Annotated in this window: 20 protein-coding genes and 1 pseudogene (1 of these 21 running past the window's edge); 16 read left to right on the top strand and 5 right to left on the bottom strand. The window is 36.8% G+C overall.

The features are described from left to right. Positions 1-108: 108 nt before the first annotated feature. From R2R35_RS11750 to R2R35_RS11740, 3 genes are read right to left on the bottom strand one after another with little or no spacing between them, the layout of a single operon-like run. Positions 109-405 (bottom strand): DUF1648 domain-containing protein, encoded by a 297-nt coding sequence (locus R2R35_RS11750; RefSeq protein WP_317734713.1) that lies wholly within the window; start codon positions 403-405, stop codon positions 109-111. Next, positions 402-1019 carry an SdpI family protein gene (locus R2R35_RS11745; RefSeq protein ID WP_317734712.1) on the bottom strand — a complete coding sequence of 206 codons (618 nt, stop codon included), beginning with the start codon at positions 1017-1019 and terminating at the stop codon, positions 402-404. The genes R2R35_RS11750 and R2R35_RS11745 overlap by 4 nt, the downstream gene beginning before the upstream one ends. Continuing rightward, entirely contained in the window at positions 1009-1293 is a 285-nt protein-coding gene (locus tag R2R35_RS11740; protein WP_317734711.1) for an autorepressor SdpR family transcription factor, read from the bottom strand. Before R2R35_RS11740 ends, R2R35_RS11745 begins: the two co-directional genes overlap by 11 nt. Before the next feature lie 222 nt (positions 1294-1515). Here R2R35_RS11740 and R2R35_RS24710 point away from each other — a divergent pair. From R2R35_RS24710 to R2R35_RS11700, 8 genes and pseudogenes are all read left to right on the top strand, one after another. Then, positions 1516-1866: pseudogene (locus R2R35_RS24710) on the top strand (IS30 family transposase); the annotation flags it as partial. Between the two features lie 511 nt (positions 1867-2377). Continuing rightward, positions 2378-3658: a B12-binding domain-containing radical SAM protein gene (locus tag R2R35_RS11730; protein ID WP_317734710.1), complete on the top strand. Its 1281-nt coding sequence runs from the start codon at positions 2378-2380 to the stop codon at positions 3656-3658. A 147-nt stretch (positions 3659-3805) separates the two neighbouring features. Beyond that, complete coding sequence (gene recR, locus R2R35_RS11725) at positions 3806-4402, top strand: recombination mediator RecR (RefSeq protein ID WP_033164266.1); 597 nt, start codon at positions 3806-3808, stop codon at positions 4400-4402. A gap of 253 nt (positions 4403-4655) precedes the next feature. Beyond that, a complete protein-coding gene (locus tag R2R35_RS11720; protein ID WP_317734709.1) occupies positions 4656-5123 on the top strand; it encodes an RNA polymerase sigma factor in 468 nt (155 codons plus the stop codon). A 34-nt stretch (positions 5124-5157) separates the two neighbouring features. Continuing rightward, positions 5158-6150, top strand: a complete 993-nt coding sequence (locus R2R35_RS11715; protein WP_317734708.1) for a DUF4179 domain-containing protein — start codon at positions 5158-5160, stop codon at positions 6148-6150. A 322-nt stretch (positions 6151-6472) separates the two neighbouring features. Further along, on the top strand, positions 6473-7006 hold the full coding sequence (locus tag R2R35_RS11710; RefSeq protein ID WP_317734707.1) for a hypothetical protein: 534 nt from the start codon (positions 6473-6475) through the stop codon (positions 7004-7006). A 383-nt stretch (positions 7007-7389) separates the two neighbouring features. Next, positions 7390-7782, top strand: coding sequence for a flagellar protein (locus R2R35_RS11705; RefSeq protein ID WP_317734706.1), 393 nt, complete (start codon positions 7390-7392; stop codon positions 7780-7782). Between the two features lie 130 nt (positions 7783-7912). Further along, complete coding sequence (locus R2R35_RS11700) at positions 7913-8350, top strand: hypothetical protein (RefSeq protein ID WP_317734705.1); 438 nt, start codon at positions 7913-7915, stop codon at positions 8348-8350. 83 nt (positions 8351-8433) lie between these two features. On the opposite strand, the gene R2R35_RS11695 is transcribed toward R2R35_RS11700, so the two are convergent. Further along, positions 8434-9750 (bottom strand): YcxB family protein, encoded by a 1317-nt coding sequence (locus tag R2R35_RS11695; protein WP_317734704.1) that lies wholly within the window; start codon positions 9748-9750, stop codon positions 8434-8436. Between the two features lie 224 nt (positions 9751-9974). On the opposite strand from R2R35_RS11695, the gene R2R35_RS11690 reads away from it, so the two are divergent. The 3 genes from R2R35_RS11690 to R2R35_RS11680 all read left to right on the top strand — a co-directional run bounded on the left by R2R35_RS11690 (position 9975) and on the right by R2R35_RS11680 (position 14674). Further along, positions 9975-10844 carry an LD-carboxypeptidase gene (locus R2R35_RS11690; RefSeq protein ID WP_317734703.1) on the top strand — a complete coding sequence of 290 codons (870 nt, stop codon included), beginning with the start codon at positions 9975-9977 and terminating at the stop codon, positions 10842-10844. 518 nt (positions 10845-11362) lie between these two features. Continuing rightward, entirely contained in the window at positions 11363-13351 is a 1989-nt protein-coding gene (locus R2R35_RS11685) for a methyl-accepting chemotaxis protein (protein WP_317734702.1), read from the top strand. Positions 13352-13549: 198 nt separating this feature from the next. Beyond that, on the top strand, positions 13550-14674 hold the full coding sequence (locus tag R2R35_RS11680; protein WP_317734701.1) for a hypothetical protein: 1125 nt from the start codon (positions 13550-13552) through the stop codon (positions 14672-14674). Between the two features lie 150 nt (positions 14675-14824). On the opposite strand, the gene yyaC is transcribed toward R2R35_RS11680, so the two are convergent. After that, entirely contained in the window at positions 14825-15397 is a 573-nt protein-coding gene (gene yyaC, locus R2R35_RS11675; protein WP_317734700.1) for a spore protease YyaC, read from the bottom strand. A gap of 451 nt (positions 15398-15848) precedes the next feature. Between yyaC and R2R35_RS11670 the strand changes: the two genes are divergently transcribed. The 5 genes from R2R35_RS11670 to R2R35_RS11650 all read left to right on the top strand — a co-directional run. Continuing rightward, a complete protein-coding gene (locus tag R2R35_RS11670) occupies positions 15849-17204 on the top strand; it encodes a LysM peptidoglycan-binding domain-containing protein (protein WP_317734699.1) in 1356 nt (451 codons plus the stop codon). Between the two features lie 624 nt (positions 17205-17828). Continuing rightward, complete coding sequence (locus tag R2R35_RS11665) at positions 17829-19004, top strand: DUF5711 family protein (RefSeq protein WP_317734698.1); 1176 nt, start codon at positions 17829-17831, stop codon at positions 19002-19004. Continuing rightward, positions 19001-19735 carry a CvpA family protein gene (locus tag R2R35_RS11660; RefSeq protein ID WP_317734697.1) on the top strand — a complete coding sequence of 245 codons (735 nt, stop codon included), beginning with the start codon at positions 19001-19003 and terminating at the stop codon, positions 19733-19735. Before R2R35_RS11665 ends, R2R35_RS11660 begins: the two co-directional genes overlap by 4 nt. Before the next feature lie 282 nt (positions 19736-20017). Next, positions 20018-20980: a bifunctional 4-hydroxy-2-oxoglutarate aldolase/2-dehydro-3-deoxy-phosphogluconate aldolase gene (locus R2R35_RS11655; protein ID WP_317734696.1), complete on the top strand. Its 963-nt coding sequence runs from the start codon at positions 20018-20020 to the stop codon at positions 20978-20980. 195 nt (positions 20981-21175) lie between these two features. Then, positions 21176-21862, top strand: the 5' portion of a protein-coding gene (locus R2R35_RS11650) for a sugar kinase (RefSeq protein WP_317734695.1). The gene runs 348 nt beyond the window's last position; the window shows 687 of its 1035 coding nt (coding positions 1-687); its start codon is at positions 21176-21178; its stop codon lies off the right edge, out of view.

Genomic DNA, 21862 nt, shown 5'->3' with positions numbered 1-21862 from the left:
TCTTTCTCCTTTCAATCACTTCTCATTTAGAAAAATTTCTAAATGAGAAGCAAAAAATAAATTCCATTCCTTATATAATCATTACATTAAGACTCTCTTTAAAAATATTTATAATGCCAAAACCAATACCACGGCAGCTACAACAACTGATATTGCAGGAACTAAGTAATACATGAATGTTCTTTCGTCCTTTTTTTTCATTAAAGAAAAACCAGAAAAGACATTTAATATTGCACATATCGCAGGTATTCCAAATACAACAACAGCTTTTGGCAATGTAGAGTTTGCATTTCCAGAAGAGTCAAAATGGATAGGAACATCAGTAGGGAGCTTTCCCCAAAATACTAGAAAAATCAATACGGTTGCAACACAAATCAAACTTCCGACAATAATATGCTTTTTCATTTTTTGTACCTCCTATTTTTATATACTAACATTAGAGAATATATAAGTGGCAAAACACCAACTAATATAATGACTAATGGAATGGATACAGTTTTAATAGAGCTGATAAATAGTTGAAGAATAAATAAAATTCCAGCTAAAATCCATGTATAACTAGCTAATTTATGTGTTTTATCCCAGCTCTCTTCATCATTCAATAACCACGGAAATTTCAGACCAATATATTGGTTCACATGGTTTTTTGGAAAATAATTTCCACTAACTATAAAAAGAAGTCCCACAAAAACGATTGTCGCACTATTAGAAAATGAAGAGTTCGGATAAACTGTGGAATAAATTGATACAACAACTAAAAAAAGCGAAGTGAAAGGCATAATCCATTTTCCTAGCTTAACTAAAAACTTTGCCCCCATATTTTTACATACTTTAAAGTTTAGTACAATATTTAGAAATATGTTTATTAAAACTCCTATAAGCAAAAGAGCATCGGAATGAGAATTAAGTTGAGTATTTTTATTTTCTGGATAAAAAACAGAAAATATCATAGAAACAATTAGTGAACAAAAACATATGAGAGTAGTTATGAAAGTAGTTTTTTTATCTTTATTCATCATTCTTACCAACTCCTTCGTTGAACTGCATACACCAGAGAACAATATCTTCAAATACAGACACATTAATTTTATAATAGATGTATTTTTGCTGTCTGTTTTCAAATAGTAAATCAGCTTTTTTTAATAGGGATAAATGATATGAAATAGTAGCATTGGATAACTCAAATTCTGAAGCAATATCGCCAGCCGACATTTCTCCCTTTTTTTTCAACATCATCAATATATCTCTGCGAATAGGGTCGCTTAATGCTTTAAATACGTTTGGTAGGCTCATTCTGTCACCACATTTTCATTTTGAATTTTTTCTAAATGATCTTTTTTTATTATATGTCTGTCTTTAATAGATGTCAATATATTTCAAAATGGTAGCGTAAAAAACGCTACCACCTAAAAATTTATTTTACAATTTTCCAGTTACTATCCTAATGTAGTATAGTTCACATTATTTGTCAGGTCGCCCTCTTTTATCTGCCAATCTACTCCGTAGGTAACGATTGAGTTTTCCAATCCGAAAGTTATCGAATACGGTTCTGTAAGATTTACTGGTCTAAGAACATGAGTTTTTTACTGTGATGCAGGCAGCCCATATCAAAAAGGAGCTATTGAAGTAAATCATGAAATGATACGAAGGGTTCTCCCTAAAGGTACAAGTTTTAACAATCTGACACAGGATAACATCAGTTTAATGATGAATCACATCAATTCTTACAAAAGAAAAAAGCTCTATAATCGTAGTCCATACGAAACCTTCAGCTTTTATCACGGAGAAGATGTTTTACATAAACTTGGATGTTCACCGGTTACTGCCAGTGACATCATGTTAAAACCAGCTCTTCTCAAAAAATAATACTGCCAACCGTTCATCTGTCTAAGGAATATAGGGGTGGATTCTCCGATTACAAAAAATCGAGAGGGAGTCGACCTCCCTTTGGCATGCTTATTTTTATTATAATACTTCAATAAATGATAAAAATTAAACTGCATTTGGGTTACAAAAGTGGCTTCATGAGTACAAAACCTGCATTTAGAATACAAAAGTGGCGTTTCGTTTACAAATATTCAGTTGTTGTTTACAAACATTGCATCTCATTTTACAAAGTGGCATCTAGCTTTACTATTAACCTACCTGCTTTAGTACCTAGCTTTAGTATAGTGAGAACAACAATATTTATATATTGATTTACAATAAATATATATTGATGTATAATGTGTATGCTATTACATTGAAGTCTTATGTCGAGGCACATCGAAGCCATTCGAGGTACCTCAAGATAATAAATCAATGATAAATACATCTCCTGGTTAATACACCGCTAATTCTCAAGTAGAAAAAAATATTAAAACGTTAGAGGTATATCATGAAAAAAAAGATTCTGTTGATACAACCAGAAAACGAGGAAATTCATCGTTTTCGAAAGAGGCAGTTAAATAATTTCTCACAGATAACAATGCCGTACCTGGCTTCCTTTATTAACGAAGAATATTACGAAATCACCTTGATAGATGAATATAATCAAAAAATACCCTATAAAAGACATTTTGAGCTGGTAGCAATAACCGTGAATACGGCTAATGCACCCCACTGCTATGAAATAAGCAAGGCATTTCGTAAAAAAGGTTCAGCCGTGGTATTTGGCGGACCACATGCGACTTTACTGCCGGAGGAAGCCACTAAGCACTGCGATACGGTGCTTATAGGGGAAGGGGAAGAGATATGGCCCAGATTTTTAGAAGATTTTTATAAGGGAGAGCATAAGCAGCAATATAAATCAGAAGCTGCACCGATTCTTGTAAATATGCCTAAACCAAGATGGGATTTGCTGCATAAGAGAACAGCCCTTATGAAAGGAGCGGTTTTTGCCACAAGAGGATGCCCCTATCACTGCCGTTATTGCAACTTAAAACAGATTTATCACGATTGTTTTCGAACTCGTCCGATTAAGGAAGTAATAGATGAAATTAAGGCTATAAAATCCCGGCATTTTGTGTTCTGGGATGATAACTTTTTTGCCGATTCAAAATATGCACTGGAACTTATGAGGCAACTAGCACCTTTGCGTAAAAAATGGGCTGCACAGGTAACTATGGCCGATTGCGGAAACGAAGAACTGCTGGCTGCGGCAAGAGCCGCAGGTTGTCTTTACTTTTTTGTTGGACTTGAGTCCTTTAGTACGAAATCACTGGAGGAAGCAGGGAAGAAAATAAATCGAATAGAGGATTATGAAAAGACCATTCATAAGCTACATGAATACGGCATAATGATTCAGGCTGGAATCATCTTTGGCTTTGACAGCGATGATGTGAATATATTTGAGAACACCTTAAAGGCATGTGAAAAATTAGGGGTAGATGGAGCAACGGTTAGTATTCTGACTCCCTTACCAGGTACACCGGTTTATGACGACCTGCAAAGAGAGGGCAGACTGCTAACGGAAGACTGGAGCTGGTATAACGGAAAAACCAAAGTAGCATATAAGCCAAAACATATGACTGCCGACCAACTATATAAAGGCTATATGGAATTTCGCCGTGATTTTTACTCCCTGCCCTCTTTTATTAAACGTATGAAAGTCTCAAAGACTCACTTGATCTATAATATATTTATAAACCTGGGTTACCGCATATCCATACGCAAATAGTGCATGGATTTTCTTAGCTGGTAATACAAGTTCTTAGTCCGCAACAGAAGTTAAACTTGAAAACCGAAATGTAATAAAGTATGATTAGAAAAGAGACTGTCGCAAGACCAAAACAAATCAAGCTTAAAGTTAAGAGAAAGAGGATTTATGAACTATTACAGCAGTCAAATCAGCAAGCTGATTGAGGAATTATCAAGACTTCCGGGTATTGGTGCCAAAACTGCCCAAAGACTTGCTTTTTATATAATCAATATGCCCCAGGATCAGGTAAACAATCTGTCACAGGCAATTACCTCAGCAAAAGCGAATGTAAGGTATTGCAAAGAATGTTATACCTTAACGGATAATGAGTTCTGCCCCATTTGTGCCAGTGATAAAAGGGATCATCACACGATAATGGTGGTTGAGAACCCCCGAGACTTAGCAGCTTATGAAAAAACCGGACGATATGAAGGGGTTTATCATGTGCTTCATGGGGCCATCTCACCCATGCTTGGTATCGGACCAGATGAGATTAAACTGAAGGAATTGATCGTAAGGCTTGAAGGAGAAATCAAAGAAGTTATCATAGCCACCAATTCCAGCCTGGAAGGTGAGACAACAGCAATGTATATCAGTAAACTGATCAAACCCTCGGGAATTAAGGTAAGCCGTATTGCAAGCGGTGTACCGGTGGGGGGAGATTTAGAGTATATTGATGAAGTAACTCTGCTTAGAGCATTAGAAGGAAGAGTGGAGTTGTAGAAGGAATAGGAAAACATAGAACATTTTAGAAAATAAATTTTCTTTATTTATCAAACAATAAACAACTTATTCATAAAATGGACTCACCGACGGTTTTTAGTTAACAAATGGTGAGTCCATTTTATATTGCTTTTATTTAGAAGTATACATAAATATAAAAAACCTCAAATTGAATGAACCACATGCGGTTGTAATTCATCTAATCATTGTACAGTACAAAAAGCAGCTGCAAATTATCTGAAAGGTATCACATATGGAAAAAGAAGAGTTTTCAACAAGGATTCTTGAAATAGAATCAAGTTTGTATCATGTTTCAAAAGGAATTCTGATGAACGAAGCGGATTGTGAAGATGTTGTACAAAGTGCAATTTTAAAAGCCTTTGTAAAAAGAAATTCACTTAGAGAAGTGAATTATTTTAAGACATGGTTGACTCGAATTTTGATCAATGAATGTTATCAGCTTTTACGATCACGAAGACAGGAGGTATCTTATGAAGACTATATGTCGGACAAATCGACAGAACAAATAAAGCATCAGGAGCTTTACAACATAATTAAGAGGCTGGATATCAAACATAGGTTACCTATTATTCTTTGTTATATTGAAGGCTACTCTATAAACGAAACTGCAAAGATATTAAGAATACCGTCAGGAACTGTTAAAAGCAGACTTTCTAAAGGGCGAAATCAAATTAAAAAATTATTGGAAGAAGAGGAGTAATAATATGAGTGATGATATCGATTGGAAAAATGCCATGCCAAAAGAAACAGAACATTTTCATCAGAAAATATGTGAAGTGATTCAATCATTACCGGAGGATGGAAGCTATCATAGATTAACAAGTAGAAGATTAATACCGGTTTTCGCACTTGCAATATTTCTACTGAGTTCCGTAACAGTATTTGCAGCAATCAAATGGAATGACAGGGCAGTTGATCATTTCAATGCGGATGAGAAGATGCAGCACAATCTTTCAGAAGAAGGTTATTCAAGGCAGGATATACAGTCTGTTATGGATAATTCTATTACAGTAACCCTAAAACAGACAATACAGGATGAAAATATGATTTATCTATTATTTAATATAACGACGGATAATATAGAATTGTCAGAAAATAATTTACTGAGTTATGATATGAAGGTAAATGACAGCTCTGACTTTTATACAAGTATTAGTTCCGGATTTGTTGATAAATTTACAGAGCCAAAAGTAAGTAATAGTAGAGAATATGAAATATGGATACAGAAAGATACGTCATACAATTTTAGTGATGCGATATTAAACTGTAATTTCAATGCATTACAGGAAACAACAGATAAAGGAGGAGCGGTAGTAGATCTTGCCAGAGGACAGTGGAATTTTAATATTAATTTGAAGGTAAAAGATTCTATTACAATAAATTTGAATAAAAATGTCTCAATAGATGGGTGTAATGTTTTAGTTCGCAGCCTAAAAATATCTCCATTATCCTATACACTTATCTGCAGTGGTCAGGATGTCAGGGAGCTGCAAAGATTGAATAATATAGATCTTAATGAACTCGATATTACCTATCCTCTCATAATATCAGGTATAAAGTATGAAGCTGGTACTATAATACCACAAATAGCTGGCTTAATGAGTGAAGGATTTGCTGATGAAAGTGGCGATTATATAGCAATAGGGAAGTTTTCAGATGCTATTGATATAGAACAGATTCAATCAATTTTATTTGGTGAAAAGAAAAACGAACTAATTATTAAATAAAACGAGCTGACTATAACAGAGAAATAACTTCTGTTATAGTCTTTTTTTAAGTTGTTGTTTTCGTGGCGCAATGTCAAATGGTGGAGAAGATTCTATGAATCCTGCCCTAACACTGAGTTTTGAGCCATTTTAATGTACGTGGTCGGCAAATTGTAATCTATATAAAGTTTTTGTTATGAATAATAGCAAGTAATATAATGTTGTGTTAGTATAATTAAAGCATCTTCATCTTTTCCGCTAAAGCTATCTTAGGTAAGGGAAAGAATAGAAGCTATTTTTATATGAGCATATTTAAACCGTATAAAGAAGGGTTGGGAAGCATATGAAAATGTATATTGTTGGTGCAGTGGCAAGTGGGAAAACTACGCTTGCAAGAGAGTTATCAGGATTAACGGGAATTCCATACACCTCTCTTGATGAAGTAGTTCATATTCCTGATCAATCCAATGCTTGGGGGAATCGAAAAAGACAAGTCGATGAAAGAGACAGGTTATTTAATACAATTATACATCAAAGGGATTGGTTAATAGAGGATACGGGCAGGACGTGCTTTGAGAAGGCCTTTCAAGCAGCAGATTCTATTGTTCTGATAGAGCTGCCCCCTCGCGTAAGAAATTATAGAATTATGAAACGATGGATAAAGCAAAGGATAGGAATTGAGAAATGCAGTTATGCACCAAGTGTTCAAATGCTTAAGAGTATGTTTAAATGGTCTAAGGAATATGAAATAGGAAGAGACGGATTAAAGCTTAGATTGTCTGCATACAAAGGCAAAGTGATCCTATTAAGAAGTAATAACGATATAAGAGATTTCCTTAACAGTCATAAAAAAAGCATTAAAGCTACACTTTTATAAGGCACTCAACAAAAAGGCGAAATTATTCCCTTACTGCGTTATGGTGTGGAGGCCTATTAATGCTATTGTTAGTTTATAAAGTTAATCAGGAGGGTTTTTATGGCAACGGTTAAGCTTATAATAGCAGAACTGCGGAAAGAAAAAGGTATAGGGCAGCAAGAATTAGCAGCGAAAAATAAAATACGCCATCTCTTATATTAAAATATAATTATCTATGCTATAATGAACCCATAAAGAGGATCATGGAGTTTCTTATTAAACGGATAGCAGCAATAATTATAGGAAAGCCGTATTTCTTTGGAAAAATTTGAAAATATAGACTGGTTTAAGGAACAGGATCAGATATCTGATACCGTTCCTTGTATTTTATAGGAGAAATCAATATGGAAGTAAAAGTGTGTAAAAACTGTAAGAAATTATTTAATTATATTTATGGCCCGGAGATCTGCCCAAACTGCTCAAAAGCTATTGAGAAAGAAAAAGAAGATCCAGAGAAAAAAGAATCCTCTTCCATCCTGCGTCCCATGGTAAAAGAAGAGGAAGAGAAGTATGAGCAGGTCAAGGATTATATTATTGCCCATCCGAAAGCTACTATAGTACAGATAGCGGAGGCGAATGATGTTATACCTACAAAATTACTGGACTGGGTGAGGGAAGAAAGACTGGAGTTCTCTGATGATTCCGTACATGCTTGGTTTACCTGCGAAAAATGTGGTGCTAAAATAAAAAGCGGAAGGTTATGCAACATTTGCAAACCCAGACGTATAGCTAGGTAAAACACACCTATTCACCTCAGTAATTGACTTCCTAAAGTGGACGACCCAATCCGGCAGGTACCTTTTACAATAGTACTTGGAACTCTGTAAATGAATAACGTGGAAAAACTATGAGAGAAGGATACTACCTATGAACTGGATAAATTGGTTTAACCTATGTATGCTGGCATTAATTCTTATACCGAATATCCTATTTGCCGGTAGAATAAAAACACAACAGAATGAGAGCATTCCTAAAATAATACTTTTGATAGAGCAGATAGGACGATATGGGACCATGTTTTTTATGGTAGTACCTGCAGGAATTAATAAGCTGGGATTCTCTTCTAGTGAAAAATTTGCTTTCTGGCTGATAGGCACAGTTATATTGGTTCTTATGTACTGGCTGTTCTGGGGTGTATATTTAAAAAACAGTAAACTGTTACCTGCCATGTTTCTTGCAATAATACCCTGTATGCTTTTTCTTTTTGCAGGAGCCTTACAAGGCAACTGGATTGTTTTGCTTACCGGCAGTATATTCGGTGCAGCACACAGCTATATTACTTATCAGAATAATAAGAGTTTCTAAAAAAGCCCTCTGTTTTCCGGCTGGTCTAACTGCAGGAATTCAGGGGGCTTATTTTTATGGCTCTGTTACGATAGTAGGGAAATCTACTGACTCTTAGCGATCTTAATGCCGTTTTCCAGGAAAGTGAGGAAAGCTTCATATTCTCCTTCAAAGCCATCTTTTCTCAAGTAGAAGGCTTTATCAGGGCCGGTATAAATATAGATAAAATCTTTATGCTGTTTTACTTCCGTCACCTGTAGATATGGATAGGTGGATATATACTGAATACCGGATAAGGTGAAATAATCATCATAAAAGGTAAAGATTGCTTCCATTCCCTTACTCTTGTCAAAACCTTTCATCATCCTGACTACAAGCTTCTCCACACTGATGCCCTGATAATAAACAAATACAAACATAAGGACTGCGGCAATAATCACACCCAGTATTCCAATGGAAGAGGTATAAAGGACGTACAATACCAGAAGGAATAATAAAGCGGTTAAAATCCACATTCTGATTCGTTTTAAGAAGCGGTTGTAGTAGCAGAAGTCTTTCATAACTTCTTCTGAGTATTTGGTACGGTTTACATACCTGATCTCATCCCTGATATTCTCTTCGTCTTTCTTTTTCTTGGCAGTATAGAATCTGGTTAAGGCATCTGCTTTGTCATCTTTTTTGAGCTTTTGCTTTTGATTACGTTTCTTGCGTAATGTTATCCATACTATAATTACGGCAATTAATAAAGCAAATTCCACTAGAAGCCTTATAAGGGAATTTTTCATTTCCTTGTCCACTTCTGCCTTGTCCAGGAATTCAGTAAAATGAGTTCCGGCAACGAGTTCCTTCACAAAGGTTTCGTCTATGGGGACTGTTTTGGTATTCTGAAAGATATCATAGGATATGGTATATCCGTTTACAATAGTGCCATAGATCAGCTCAGTCATGGTATTTCCGTCTTTGGTAATCTCAATGTTATAACGGAAGAAGACTGCGTCTGGATGGGATATCTCTTCGATGGCTGCCTTTGTGTTCTCATCCTCTGAGTCCACCAACCCGTTAAAGAACTCTGTTTTCTTCTCGTCAGAAAGAAGGCTTAGATTGAAAATATTGCTTGTCTGGGTGGATTGCTTCTGCAATAGCCTTACCAGAGCTTTTGTTTCCGGATCAAATAACAGGACTTTCACGCCCATTTTTTTCATTGTCTCTTTTTCAGACTTTACATCAGATATACCTGCTGTAACCCACTGCTCGTCCGTATCGGGAGTGTCCTGTGTCAATACGATGGTATCATCCGGCATGGATAATTCCATATACATATCAGAGAACTCCTGAACCTTGGCCTGTGCTTTATTTGCAGGAAATACAGCCAGTGAGAAAAGTACTGCCAAGAGAAGACAGCTTATTAACTTTTTTTTCATGAAACCTATCTCCTTGTATTGAAAGTAATAAATTAATCTTACCACAAATAATTACAAACTTCTACGGTTCTAAGCTCCAGAGTATAAAAAAAGCATAAAAATTCAATGAATAAAATTAAATTTGCAGTTAGGATTACTGATTTGATAGAATAATAAAGAGGAAAATCTGATAAAAATGAAAAATATAACTGTAATTATAATCTGGTATCACGAAAGGGGTTAAGATGGAACGAATAATAGGGATAGCTGCCTGTTCTGATGGACAGTCGGAAAAGGACAGAGAACGAAATCAGCTGTTAATTGAAGAATTGGCTAAAATGCATATAAGGACAAAGTTTAGCCCATTTATATACGGTGCAAACTCAAAACCGGCTGGTACCGGAGAGGAGAGAGGGTTAGCCCTCATGAACCTATTTACCGACGAAAAAACAGAGGCAATATTTGATATTTCAGGTGGAGATACGGCTAATGAAATATTGGACCACCTGGATTATAAGGTAATAGAGGAGAATTATAAACCCTTCTTTGGCTATAGCGATCTGACCACCGTACTAAATGCCATATATGCCAAAACAGGCAGAGAGACCTATCTGTATCAGTTGAAAAATCTGATCTATGATAAAGAAGGTATTCAACGGGAACGGTTACAATTATTAGCGGATGGTAACGGCAGGGAGCTGTTTTGCTTTCAGTATTCCTTCCTTAGAGGAGAGTCAATGGAGGGAGAGATAATAGGCGGCAATATAAGATGTTTCCTGAAACTAGCAGGGACACCTTTTATGCCGGACTTTACAGGTAAGATACTTTTTCTTGAAAGTCTTAGCGGAGGAGTCTCTAAAATGATAACCTATATAAGCCATCTGAAGCAAACAGGCGCATTCAATAAGATCAGGGGAATATTGCTGGGAACTTTTACGGAAATGGAGCGCGAGCAGTTAAAGCCTTCCATGGAAGATTTGATTATATATTATACCAGGGACTTAAACCTGCCCATTGCCAAAACGGGGGAAATAGGTCATGGAAAGTTATCGAAAGGCCTGATTATAGGAAAAAGAATTTATCTGAATAAAAACAGTGATACCAATATAAAGTAGTAAGACAAAATAGATCCTTATAAAAGGGGGATGCCGCAGTATACATTCGAGGGGGGAAGTACACTGCGGCTTTATGAAAAAGCATCATCTATGTAAACAAGGGAGAGGGGGTCCCTTGATTTATATATTTATGATAAACTTTAAATGTGTCGTAAATTTGTAGAGTTTATTAAAAATCAATGAAAAAATCTTACAGTAATAAAAGAATTCTTAAGATTATGAAAAGAAAGCATCTTTTTCAACGGAAAAGGGTGCTTTTCTTAACCCTTTTTAGAAAGATTGATTTTTGGCTCTTCCCTATAGAAAAAAACGAGACTGTCTGGTTCGCTGCATGATAGGTGCCATTTTATGAATAAATCAAAAAAGTAACAAAAGTTTATCTGGATTATTAGGTACTATGACATTGCAAATACATTTCACCAATGGTAAAATGTTGAATAATGATGCATTTTGGAGAATTTAGGAAGAATAATAATCTCCTGTGCACGTAAAAATATCTCAAGAGAGAGGATAAGTGGATGAAAAGTATTAAGACAAAGATGTTGGTAAGCTTTCTTCTTACACTAATTTTGACAACGGGGATTTTACAGGCAGTTTCTATCTATACGGCAAGAAAGAATTTAAGGGAGCAGGTTGAGCAGGGAATTACGGCTCTGGTAGATGATAATGCAAAGCTGATAGAAAGCAGAATGGAAACGGAAAAGCTGATTGTTGAAAATATAGCGGATAACATGGAAATACAAAGCATGGATTATACGAGACAAAAGTCAGCTATGATAGATTATTTAGATAAGACAGAATTTATAGGCCTTGGCATAGTAGACATGAAAGGTCAGGTAAAATATTCCGATGACACGGAAGCAGATCTCTCAGACAGAGGATATATACAGGAAGCCCTAACCGGAAAAACTGTAATATCCGACGTACTGATCAGTAAGGTAACCAATGAACCGGTACTGATGATTGCAGCGCCTATTTTTTCAGACGGAACCTTAACAGGACTTGTACTTGCAAGAAGTGATGCGAATAAGATGAGTAAACTGATCCAGGATATGGGGTATGGTAAAGGGGGCTACGGTTATATCATGAACAGCCAGGGAACAGTGGTAGCCCATCGTGATAAATCCCTTGTAGTTAATATGTATAACCCCATTGAAGCAGAGAAGGAAGATAAAAGTGCAGCTTCTGCTGCAGGCTTATTTAAAACAATTTTACAGCAAAAGCAGGGAACTTATGAGTATACCTTTGATGGTAAGAAGCTGTATTCTGCCTATGCACCAATTCCGAACTCCAATTGGTATTATATTGTGACGGCAGATGAGAGTGAAGTGATGGAAAGAATTGCGGATTTCAGTAAAATCATCGGACTGTCCTTTGCTGCAGCACTGGCAGTAAGTGTCTTTGTTACGATAGGTCTTGGAAACAGCATTGCAAAACCTATTGTTAAAACCGTAAAACAGGCAGAAAGAATAGCAAATCTTGATATAACCACTGATATAGATGCTAAATTAAGAAAGAGAAAAGATGAGATCGGATTACTGGCTGATGCTTTGCAGAATATCACAGAAAGCTTTCGTGGTATTATTGAAGAACTTAAGAATGCTTCAGCCAGGCTGACGACTACAGCAGGCCGAATGAGTGAAATGTCAGAAGATACAGCAATATCCTCCGGAGAAATTGCAACTACTATCGGGGAACTGGCAAGAGCAGCCATGAACCATGCGGAGCATACCCAGGAGGGAAGCATAAGAACCCAGGAACTTGGAGAGGCTATTGAGCAGAATCAGCACAGCTTTACGGTATTAGAAAAAGCCACGGGTAAGGTATTGGGAATCCTTAATGAAGGGGCAGCAGCCATGGAAATCCTGCGTATAAAAACCGAAGAGAATAACGCAGAGGCAGCGGAAATAAAGGAAGTGACCGAAAAGACAAATGAAAGTGCACAGCTTATCGGACAGGCAAGTGAAGTAATCTCCCAAATAGCAGAACAGACCAATCTTTTGTCCTTAAATGCAGCGATTGAAGCCGCAAGAGCAGGAGAAGCCGGCAAAGGTTTTGCTGTAGTAGCAGAAGAAATCAGAAAACTGGCAGAGCAATCCACAACATCCACTGGAGAAATCGATGCTATTGTTTCAGAATTGCAGAGAAATACCGACAGAGCGGTAACTGCAATAGAAAGAATGGATACTGCCATGAAAGAGCAGACCATAAGTGCCAACAATAGCCAGGAAAGCTTTGAAGGAATATCCGCAGCGATTAAGAAAGCAAGTGATGCCGTAGAAGAATTGAGTAAGAGCGGAAAGGCAATGGAGAAGGTAAAAGGCGGAATCATTGAAACCATGGAGAACCTTTCTGCAATTGCGGAGGAAGATTCGGCTTCTACCCAGGAAATATCGGCTTCCCTGGAAGAACAGACAGCCTCCCTGGAGGAGTTGGCAGCCTCCAGTAAGACCATGGATGAACTGGCAATCCAACTTGAGGTTATTGTTGAGAGATTTAAAATATAGAGTTGTACATCGATAAAAACAATAACAGCTTCACTTGTTTTATTGATTTACAACGTAACTTGATAAGTTCCGTTTTTCTATCATTTTAAGGTGTTGCAGTGATATTTGTACTGGTGTATTTTGTCTAAAAGGATTGACCTTTGTAGAGTAATCAGTTAAAATCAAAAATAAACGAATCGTCATAAGGGAGGGAAATTGATGCAGGGCAATATATTATCCGGCGGCGTAAAAGAGCTGGAGGCTGTCAGGCAGAAAATAACAGATCTGAATACCTGCCAGAATCAATATGATGAACTTGGAAAGCAGGAAAGCAGGCTTGAAAAGAGTATTAAAGGGAAAGAAAAAGATATTGCTGATGAAATAGGAACCGCACTCAGACAAAGAAAAGAAGAAATAGAGAAAACCTACGACGAACAGCTTGACCTTACCAGACAGCAGATTAGGAAGATTAAAAATCGTAAGATGAAGTCAAAAAATGAGAAGGTTAATGAAAGAATAGACAATGAAACAGCTGGAATCAGGGAAGAATACCGTTTAATGAAGCTTGAGATCAGAGATTTGTTTAAGAGTAACAGAATTCCTCTGGTACTGAATAACAAACTGTTTTATTCTATCTTTTTTCCTGCAAGGGTAATGGATCTTTTGATTATTGCTACTGTTGTTGCTTTTCTATTACTAGCTCTTCCTTATTTGCTTTACACCTTGGTGTTGCCACAGGAGAAAATGATATTTTTGTTTCTTATCTATGCTTTTATTGTATTGATCTTTGGGGGCGGTTTTCTCCTTATAGAAAATAATATAAAAGCAAAAAACAGAAATACCTTCGTTCAGATCCATAAGAAAAGAAAACAGATGACTCTGACACGCAGGGGGATTGATAATATACGAAGCGGTATATTAAAAGATAAAGATGAGAGTATCTATGAGCTGGAAGATTTCGACCGGGAATTGGAAGAGCTAGAAGAAGAACTAAGCAATATCAATGCCGGTAAAAAAGAGGCCTTGAGCAACTTTGAGAATACCACCCGCAATGTAATCAGAGAAGAGATAACCCAACAGAACCAGGAAGAACTTTTGCGTCTAAAGAAAGAGTATACCAAGGTTCATGGAGATATTAAGACCACACAGGATAATATTAAGAATCTTTCACTTGAAATTGCCTCCGGATATGAAGCATATATCGGCAAAGAGCTGCTGACGGCAGAAAATCTGGAAGCATTGATACGTCTTATGTATGATAAGAATATAGCAACGGTTTCGGAAGCTATTGCAGAATATAAAACCGGTATTGTTGAGGTTAAGGCAAAAGAGGAAAATTACTAAGGATTAGTGAAACAGACACAGGAAGACTCTATCACAGGGTAACAAAAAAGCACGAAATATGTTTCGTGCTTTTTTGTTACCCTGTGATAGAGTGTTTGTATTCTATTTTTATAGAATAATTAAAAGTCATAGATTGTGTATGACATTTTGTTAAGCCTTTGATAGCTGATACAAGCAATAATTAACTCCGGCACAGATATAATCTGCAAGTACCATAACAACATTCAACCTGGTAGTCTGCAGTAGCATATGATCAAGCATTCCTGAAAAATTTACGATTCCTGTTATGAAAACATCTCCGACGGGAGGAAGGTTCTTATCGACACCGGCACCAGGAAGGAGAGGACCTTCACCCAGGGTAATATAGCCGATATGACTGGATTTTCCGAGAGAAGCATCTACTGCGATGACAAAGGCGTTCGGGTGATGAAGCTGAATGTGATTAATGGTGTCGCTTAGATTCTTTGCATGCACCGGTTGGTCCAAAGTACCATAAAGTATCATGTCATATTGCTTCATTTTAGACAACTTATATCCAACAATCGGACCAAGACAGTCCCCTGTGGCCCGGTCAGAGCCTATGCATAGGAAAACAATTGGGCGGCCTTTAACAGGTTTGTTTTGCAATAAATTCTGCAGCCGGCTGCTGAATTCATAAACGGAATATCGTTCTTTTGTATTGAAATAATATAATTTTCTCTCTATATCCAATTCTTTATTCATCGGAACCTCCTACTAATACTCGTACTATACCTTATTCTTACTTAACAAAAGTATTACCGTAAAAAATTAAATTAGTCATGAATTAGTAATAATTAACAGGTCATATTTCAACAAAGTATCTGCAAATACCGTATTTACATGTAAAGTTAAGGAGGAGTAACAGAAATGAGATAAAATTTCGGAGAAATAAAACTAATAAAAAGGATAATATTTACAAAATCCAGGGTATGATTTGACATAAATATCACCCATCGTATGCTAGCATAAGAGGTAAAAAGAGGACTTGTACAAAGGGTATGGGTTCTAATGGAAGTTTCCGGAACCTTCCGGAGTCAAGTGAAATGAGTGAAGGGAAAAATAGATTAAGAAAGGAAGCCACATGCAGATTCTTTCACTCCTTATCTAAATGTGGCAATATCCCGGCTAATTGGGATATATAGTGGGGTGTATAATGGAAAATTCATCTGCAAAAGGACAGAATAACGGTAATACCGTAACAATAAAGATGCCTAAGAATATAAGGCAGGTAGGAAATGTCTTATATCATGGGCGGGTGATTTATGTGGAAGATTACGTAATGACCTTCTTGAAGCAGCTGGCTGATACAGATCCAGGGGAATTAAGAGCGGCAGTATTTTTAGGTTACAGTGTTAAAACAGAAGAAGCGAAGAATGTGTTCATTAAGGGAGCCGTGGAAATGAGAAATACGGATTTTTCCACAGGAATTACGCTTTCTGATGATGGGTGGACAAGTGTTTATGAAAACATCAAAAAGTATTTTACCGATGTGGAGATAATGGGTTGGGCGCTTATTGGTCCGGGTTTTTACTTAGAAAGTAATGACAAGATCCGGAAAGTCCATACGGATAATTTTTCAGGAAATGATAAAGTGTTGCTTAAAATGGACAGTATGGAGAGGGATGAGGCGTTTTATTTCTGCGAAAGCAATCAGCTGATAAAGCAGCCCGGTTATTACATATATTACGAGAAAAATGAAGAAATGCAGAACTACATGATAGAGAACAAAGAAGAACAGACCATAAGGGAAGAGGCAGTCTACAGCGATCAAACCACCAAAAAAATCCGAAGTATTATTCAGGAGAAGAAAGAAGTAAAAGAAGACCGCAGTGTTGTACGGCTGCTCTATGCTGCAAGTTCTCTGCTGGCTATTATAGTTCTTGTCATAGCGGCTACTATGTTAGACAATTATGACAGGATGAAGAAAATGGAGTCTGCCCTTAGTACTATCTCTCAAAATATCAATACAGCCTCAAAAGATGACTCAGAGAACGACGATAAGAATACAGATATCCAAACAGCCGGTAAAAATGATGAAACGAAAACAACAGATGAAAGTGCTAAAAATGACGATGAAGGCATTATAGTAGATACAGTAGAAGGTAAGGTCACACCGGAGCCTGAGGAAACGAAGCCAACGGAAGTTGCGGATAATTCAGAAACTGATACAACAAAGAATCAAGGAGAAGATAAAGATACAGATAAAAATACAGATAAAAACACAGATAAAAGCGATACAAAAAAAGATACCGAGAAAAATAACGGAAAGAATAGCGATACGTCAGTTGTTGATAATTCTGATAAAAAAGATGCTGAAAGTGATACGGACAGCGAACCTGCCTCTTCCAATGCTACTGTGAGATATTATACGGTAAAAGCCGGAGACTCCCTTGCCAGCATCAGCTTCAAGCTTTATGATACCTATGCTTATATGGATAAGATTAAGGAATTAAATGATATAGAGGATGAAAACAAAATTATGGCCGGACAAAAGCTTATAGTGCCTTAAAAACAATTGCCGCTTAGGATTGTATTCTTAAGCGGCAGAATTATTTTAAAGAGATAATTAGGGAATATTAAATGAGAATAAAAAGAGAACATAAAAAGAGAACATAAAAAAGGAACATGAAAGGGAACGTAGAAAGGGAACATAAAAAAGGAACATGAAAGGAAACGTAGAAAGGGAACATAGAATGAGAAAATAGAATGAGGGCATAAAAAGAGAACATGAAGGAACATAAATTAAGTATCCATAACCAAGGACTGTTTCATAAGGATGTCTGAAAGAAGGTCTCTACTAAATAACATATCCTCTGTTATGGGTACATTATAAAAAGGAACATATAAACATTAAAAGAATATATAAAAAGAGAACTTGAAAACAGAATAAGTTAGAATACAAAAAGAGAATAACAAAATAAAAAGTTAAAAAGTGGAAAATTTAAGATTGTAAATTGCTATCGCCAAGGAGGAATGTTATAATTATTAAAAATAGCAGCGCTATAAGTCTTATGGATTACTTAAGCTTACAAAAATGTAGTATAATTATAAAATAAAATACGTTATAATAGTACAAGCACTAGTAATTGTAATATCCGGACGAAAGAGAACGGTGAGTGGGAAAGGTACATATATGGCAGTAATTTTGGAAAAACCGGAATTAAGAATTTATGAAATCAGAAAACGCCAGCATAGAAAAAGAATAATAACATTGATTATACTGGCATTGATAGCAGCGGTTATCGCTTTAGGCGGTGCATTTTATACAATCAGCAATAAAAGATACACAGAATATGAGGTAATAAAGTCTATACAGAAAAGCGATACAGGCTCCGCCAAATATTACACCTATGGCAGTGGATATCTCCGTGTGAGCAGGGATGGAATTATGGCAGCTGACAGCAGTGGAAGCCAATTATGGAATGACACCTATCAAATGAAGGATCCTCAGGTATCTGTCAATGGCGGTTATGTCTCCGTAAGTGACAGGGGCAGTAAACAGCTTAATATTTATGGGCCAAAGGGTCTGGAGTCTTCAAATGAAATGAATTATCCTATCATAAAAAGTGTAATAGCCTCTCAGGGTGTTACGGCAGTGCTGTTAAGTGGAAAAGGAGAAAACCATATTAACTATTATGCGAAAGAAGGCGGAAAAGAGATCGTCAACAGGAGGACCACGGAAAAAGAAGACGGTTTCCCTGTTGATATAAGCATTTCAAAAGACGGAACCAAACTAGTAACAAGCTATGTATTTTTCTCAAAAGGTGAACTGTCGAATAAAATTACCTTTTTTAATTTTGGAGGTGTAGGAGATAGTTATATTGATAAAATTGTTGGAGCGGATGCTTATGGTACAACATTGATTCCTGATGTGGAATTCGTAAACAATAATACGGTCTGTGCTTTCGGCGATAATATGTTTACAATATATAAAATGGAGGAAACCCCGGAAGCTAAAGTGAAAAAGGAATTGGACAGTAAGGTAAAAACTATATTTTATAATGAGAGCTATATAGGGCTAGTACTGGAGGATGCTGATAATATAGACAGCAGCCGGATTGTAGTATATGATCTTGACGGTAATATCGTATTTCGTAAAAACACGGATTTCTCTTACAGTACAATTAGCTTAAAGGGAGAAGAGATTGTCTTGAATTCCAGCCGTGACTGGCTGATCTATCAGCTGAACGGAAAAGTAAGGATGACTAGCCATTTTGAAAAAGAAATAGCACAGATATTACCAGCACCGGGACGTAACAGATACATAATGATTAATGATGAAACAATTGATGAGGTGAAATTAAAATGATGGCATTAGCATCGGCGAACCCCATAAACTGGGTATTGATAGTAGTAGCAGCAATTTTAATCGGCTTTGTTTTAAACGGAAGAAGAATGGGCTTTATACGTACAGTATTCACTCTGTTTTCAACTATAATAGCGATCATGCTTACTATATGGGTAAGCCCTATTATCAGCAAAGAAGCACAGAAAAATGAAAAGCTAATGGACTTTACCACAAAAAAAATACAGAAAATAATTGATTATGAAGAGAAAGAAAACAAAGATGATAAAGTAACCGATCAGGTAAGCTTTATCGGAAAACTTCCTCTTCCGAAAGCCATGAGAGAATCCTTGGTAGAGAATAATAACAAAGAAGTATACAAAGCCATGGCAGTTGATAATTTCAAAGAATATGTCAGCCAGTCTGTCAGCAGAATGGTAATAAATGCAGGAGCTTTTCTGGTAGTATTTATCATCGTAAGCATCGCATTAAGTGTAATCTGTATAGCACTTGATATCCTGAGCAAGCTGCCGCTTATAAATGGCCTCAATAAAACAGCCGGACTGCTGGCTGGTCTGTTACAGGGAATTGTCGTGGTATGGGTATTATTTCTCGTTCTAACAGTATTTGCAGGCACGGAAGGGGGACAGAAGGTATTTCAGATGATTAATGACAGTACCTTTTTATCTGTGCTTTATAATAATAACATGCTGCTTAAGTTTATTACCAATTTAGGGCAGGTATTATTGTCATAACCTCAGAAAAGTTTGGTCCTCAAAGGTCATAGCTTTTGTTTGCACGAAAGGGAAATATTCAGCCGGCACAAGTATGTATCAGGAAGTACGGGAAAATCAATAAAATGTTCAGTATCGTTAGAGAAATTAACAAAACCTTGCGTTATACTTGAATTTGAAGAGAAACGTATAAATAAAGCAAAGGCTGAAAGTAAAAAGTACAAGGAAAGGACGCCACGAAAGCGGCTTTCGGCCATAAATAGTGGCTGGGATATTACCTATCCCTTTATAGGTGAGTAAAAGATGCATGATGTATTAAAACAAATTCAGAAACTTGGTATTGTACCGGTAGTTAAGCTGGATTCTGTAGAAGATGCCAAGCCTTTGGCGCAGGCATTGATTGATGGAGGACTTCCTTGTGCGGAGGTTACTTTCCGAACAGAGGCTGCAGAGGAATCCATTCGTATAATGGCCTCCGAGTTTCCCGAGATGCTTGTAGGAGCAGGAACAGTACTTACAACCGAGCAGGTTGACAGAGCAGTTAATGCCGGTGCGAAATTCATAGTAAGTCCCGGGCTTAATCCCAAGGTAGTAAAATATTGTGTGGATAAAGGAATACCCATTACTCCCGGCTGTGCAAATCCCAGTGACATAGAACAGGCCATAGAACTGGGCCTTGATGTAGTTAAGTTCTTCCCTGCAGAAGCAGCAGGAGGACTAAATATGATAAAGGCTATGTCAGCACCTTATGTAAACATGAAGTTTATGCCTACCGGTGGTATTACTGAGAAGAATCTGCTATCCTATCTCGATTTCCCCAAAATCATTGCCTGCGGCGGAAGCTGGATGGTAAATGATGCTTTTGTTAAAAATGGTGAGTTTGACAAAATCAGGGATCTGACAAAAGAAGCAATCACAAAGATGCTTGGTTTTGAATTAAGACATATCGGAATCAACGCTACCAATGAAACAGAAGCAAACGGAATAGCAGACTCCTTTGACAATCTGTTTGGCTTTACGAAAAATTCCGGCAATTCATCCATTTTTGCAGGCCTTGGAATAGAGGTAATGAAGACACCATACCTGGGAAAACATGGACATATTGCAATCGCAACCAACTATCTGGAAAGAGCAGTTTATCATCTGGAGAGCCGTGGCTTCCATTTTGATGCAGAGACTGAAAAATTCGATAAAAATAATAAGAAAGTGGCTGTTTATCTAAAAGAAGAAATCGGTGGTTATGCAGTACACCTTCTTCAGAAATAAACAGAGACGATTAAGTTAATAAACGCTATCCTTGATCAATAGTAAGCTGTCAGTGATTCTCAGAGAAAGAAGAATTCTGGCAGCTTTCTTTGAAATATTTAAGAAAACCATGAAAAGAGTTTCTATGAATTTAGAAAAGCTGCCAAATAAAAATAATAATCTCAGCAGAGTTATAACTACTATAGGAGGATTAAGATGAAGTTGCTGCAGGAGAAGAAAGAGTTTGATGCACTGGCATTTGGAGAAATTTTATTAAGATTATCCTCTCCCATCAATGAAAGATTAATATCTGGAGGTATATTTGAGAAAAGAGCAGGTGGAGCGGAACTAAATGTAGTATCCGGTATATCGCTTATGGGACTTCGAACCGGTATAATCTCTAAAATCCCCAAGACAGAATTAGGGACCTTTATTAAGAATAATATACGTTTTTGTGGAGTGAGTGATGATTGGCTGATTTACGATGACAGTGAAGAAGCAAGGCTTGGATTGTATTATTACGAGTATGGCGTATATCCAAGAAAACCTACTGTTGTTTATGACAGAAAAAATGCATCGGTAAATACGATCAGGCTGGATGATATAAAGGAGGAAGTATTTTCAAAGACAAGATTATTTCATACGAGTGGGATTTCACTTGCTTTATCCGGACAGGCAAGAGAGACTTCAATTGCATTAGTAAAGAAGTTTAAGGCAGCAGGAGCAGCAATATCCTTTGATGTTAATTTTAGAGCCAATCTTTGGAATGAAGAAAAGGCAAAGGCGACCATTGAGGAGATCCTTCCCTCTGTCGATATCCTGTTTATTTCAGAGGAAACGGCAAGAAGAACCTTTCTTAAGACAGGTGAACTAAAAGATATCTTAAAGGAATTTGCAGAGCGA

It is taken from the genome of Anaerocolumna sp. AGMB13020, assembly GCF_033100115.1.
Taxonomy (GTDB): domain Bacteria; phylum Bacillota; class Clostridia; order Lachnospirales; family Lachnospiraceae; genus Anaerocolumna.
The sequence above is the reverse complement of the archived record's forward strand: the minus strand, read 5'-3'. Positions and strand labels throughout refer to the sequence as shown.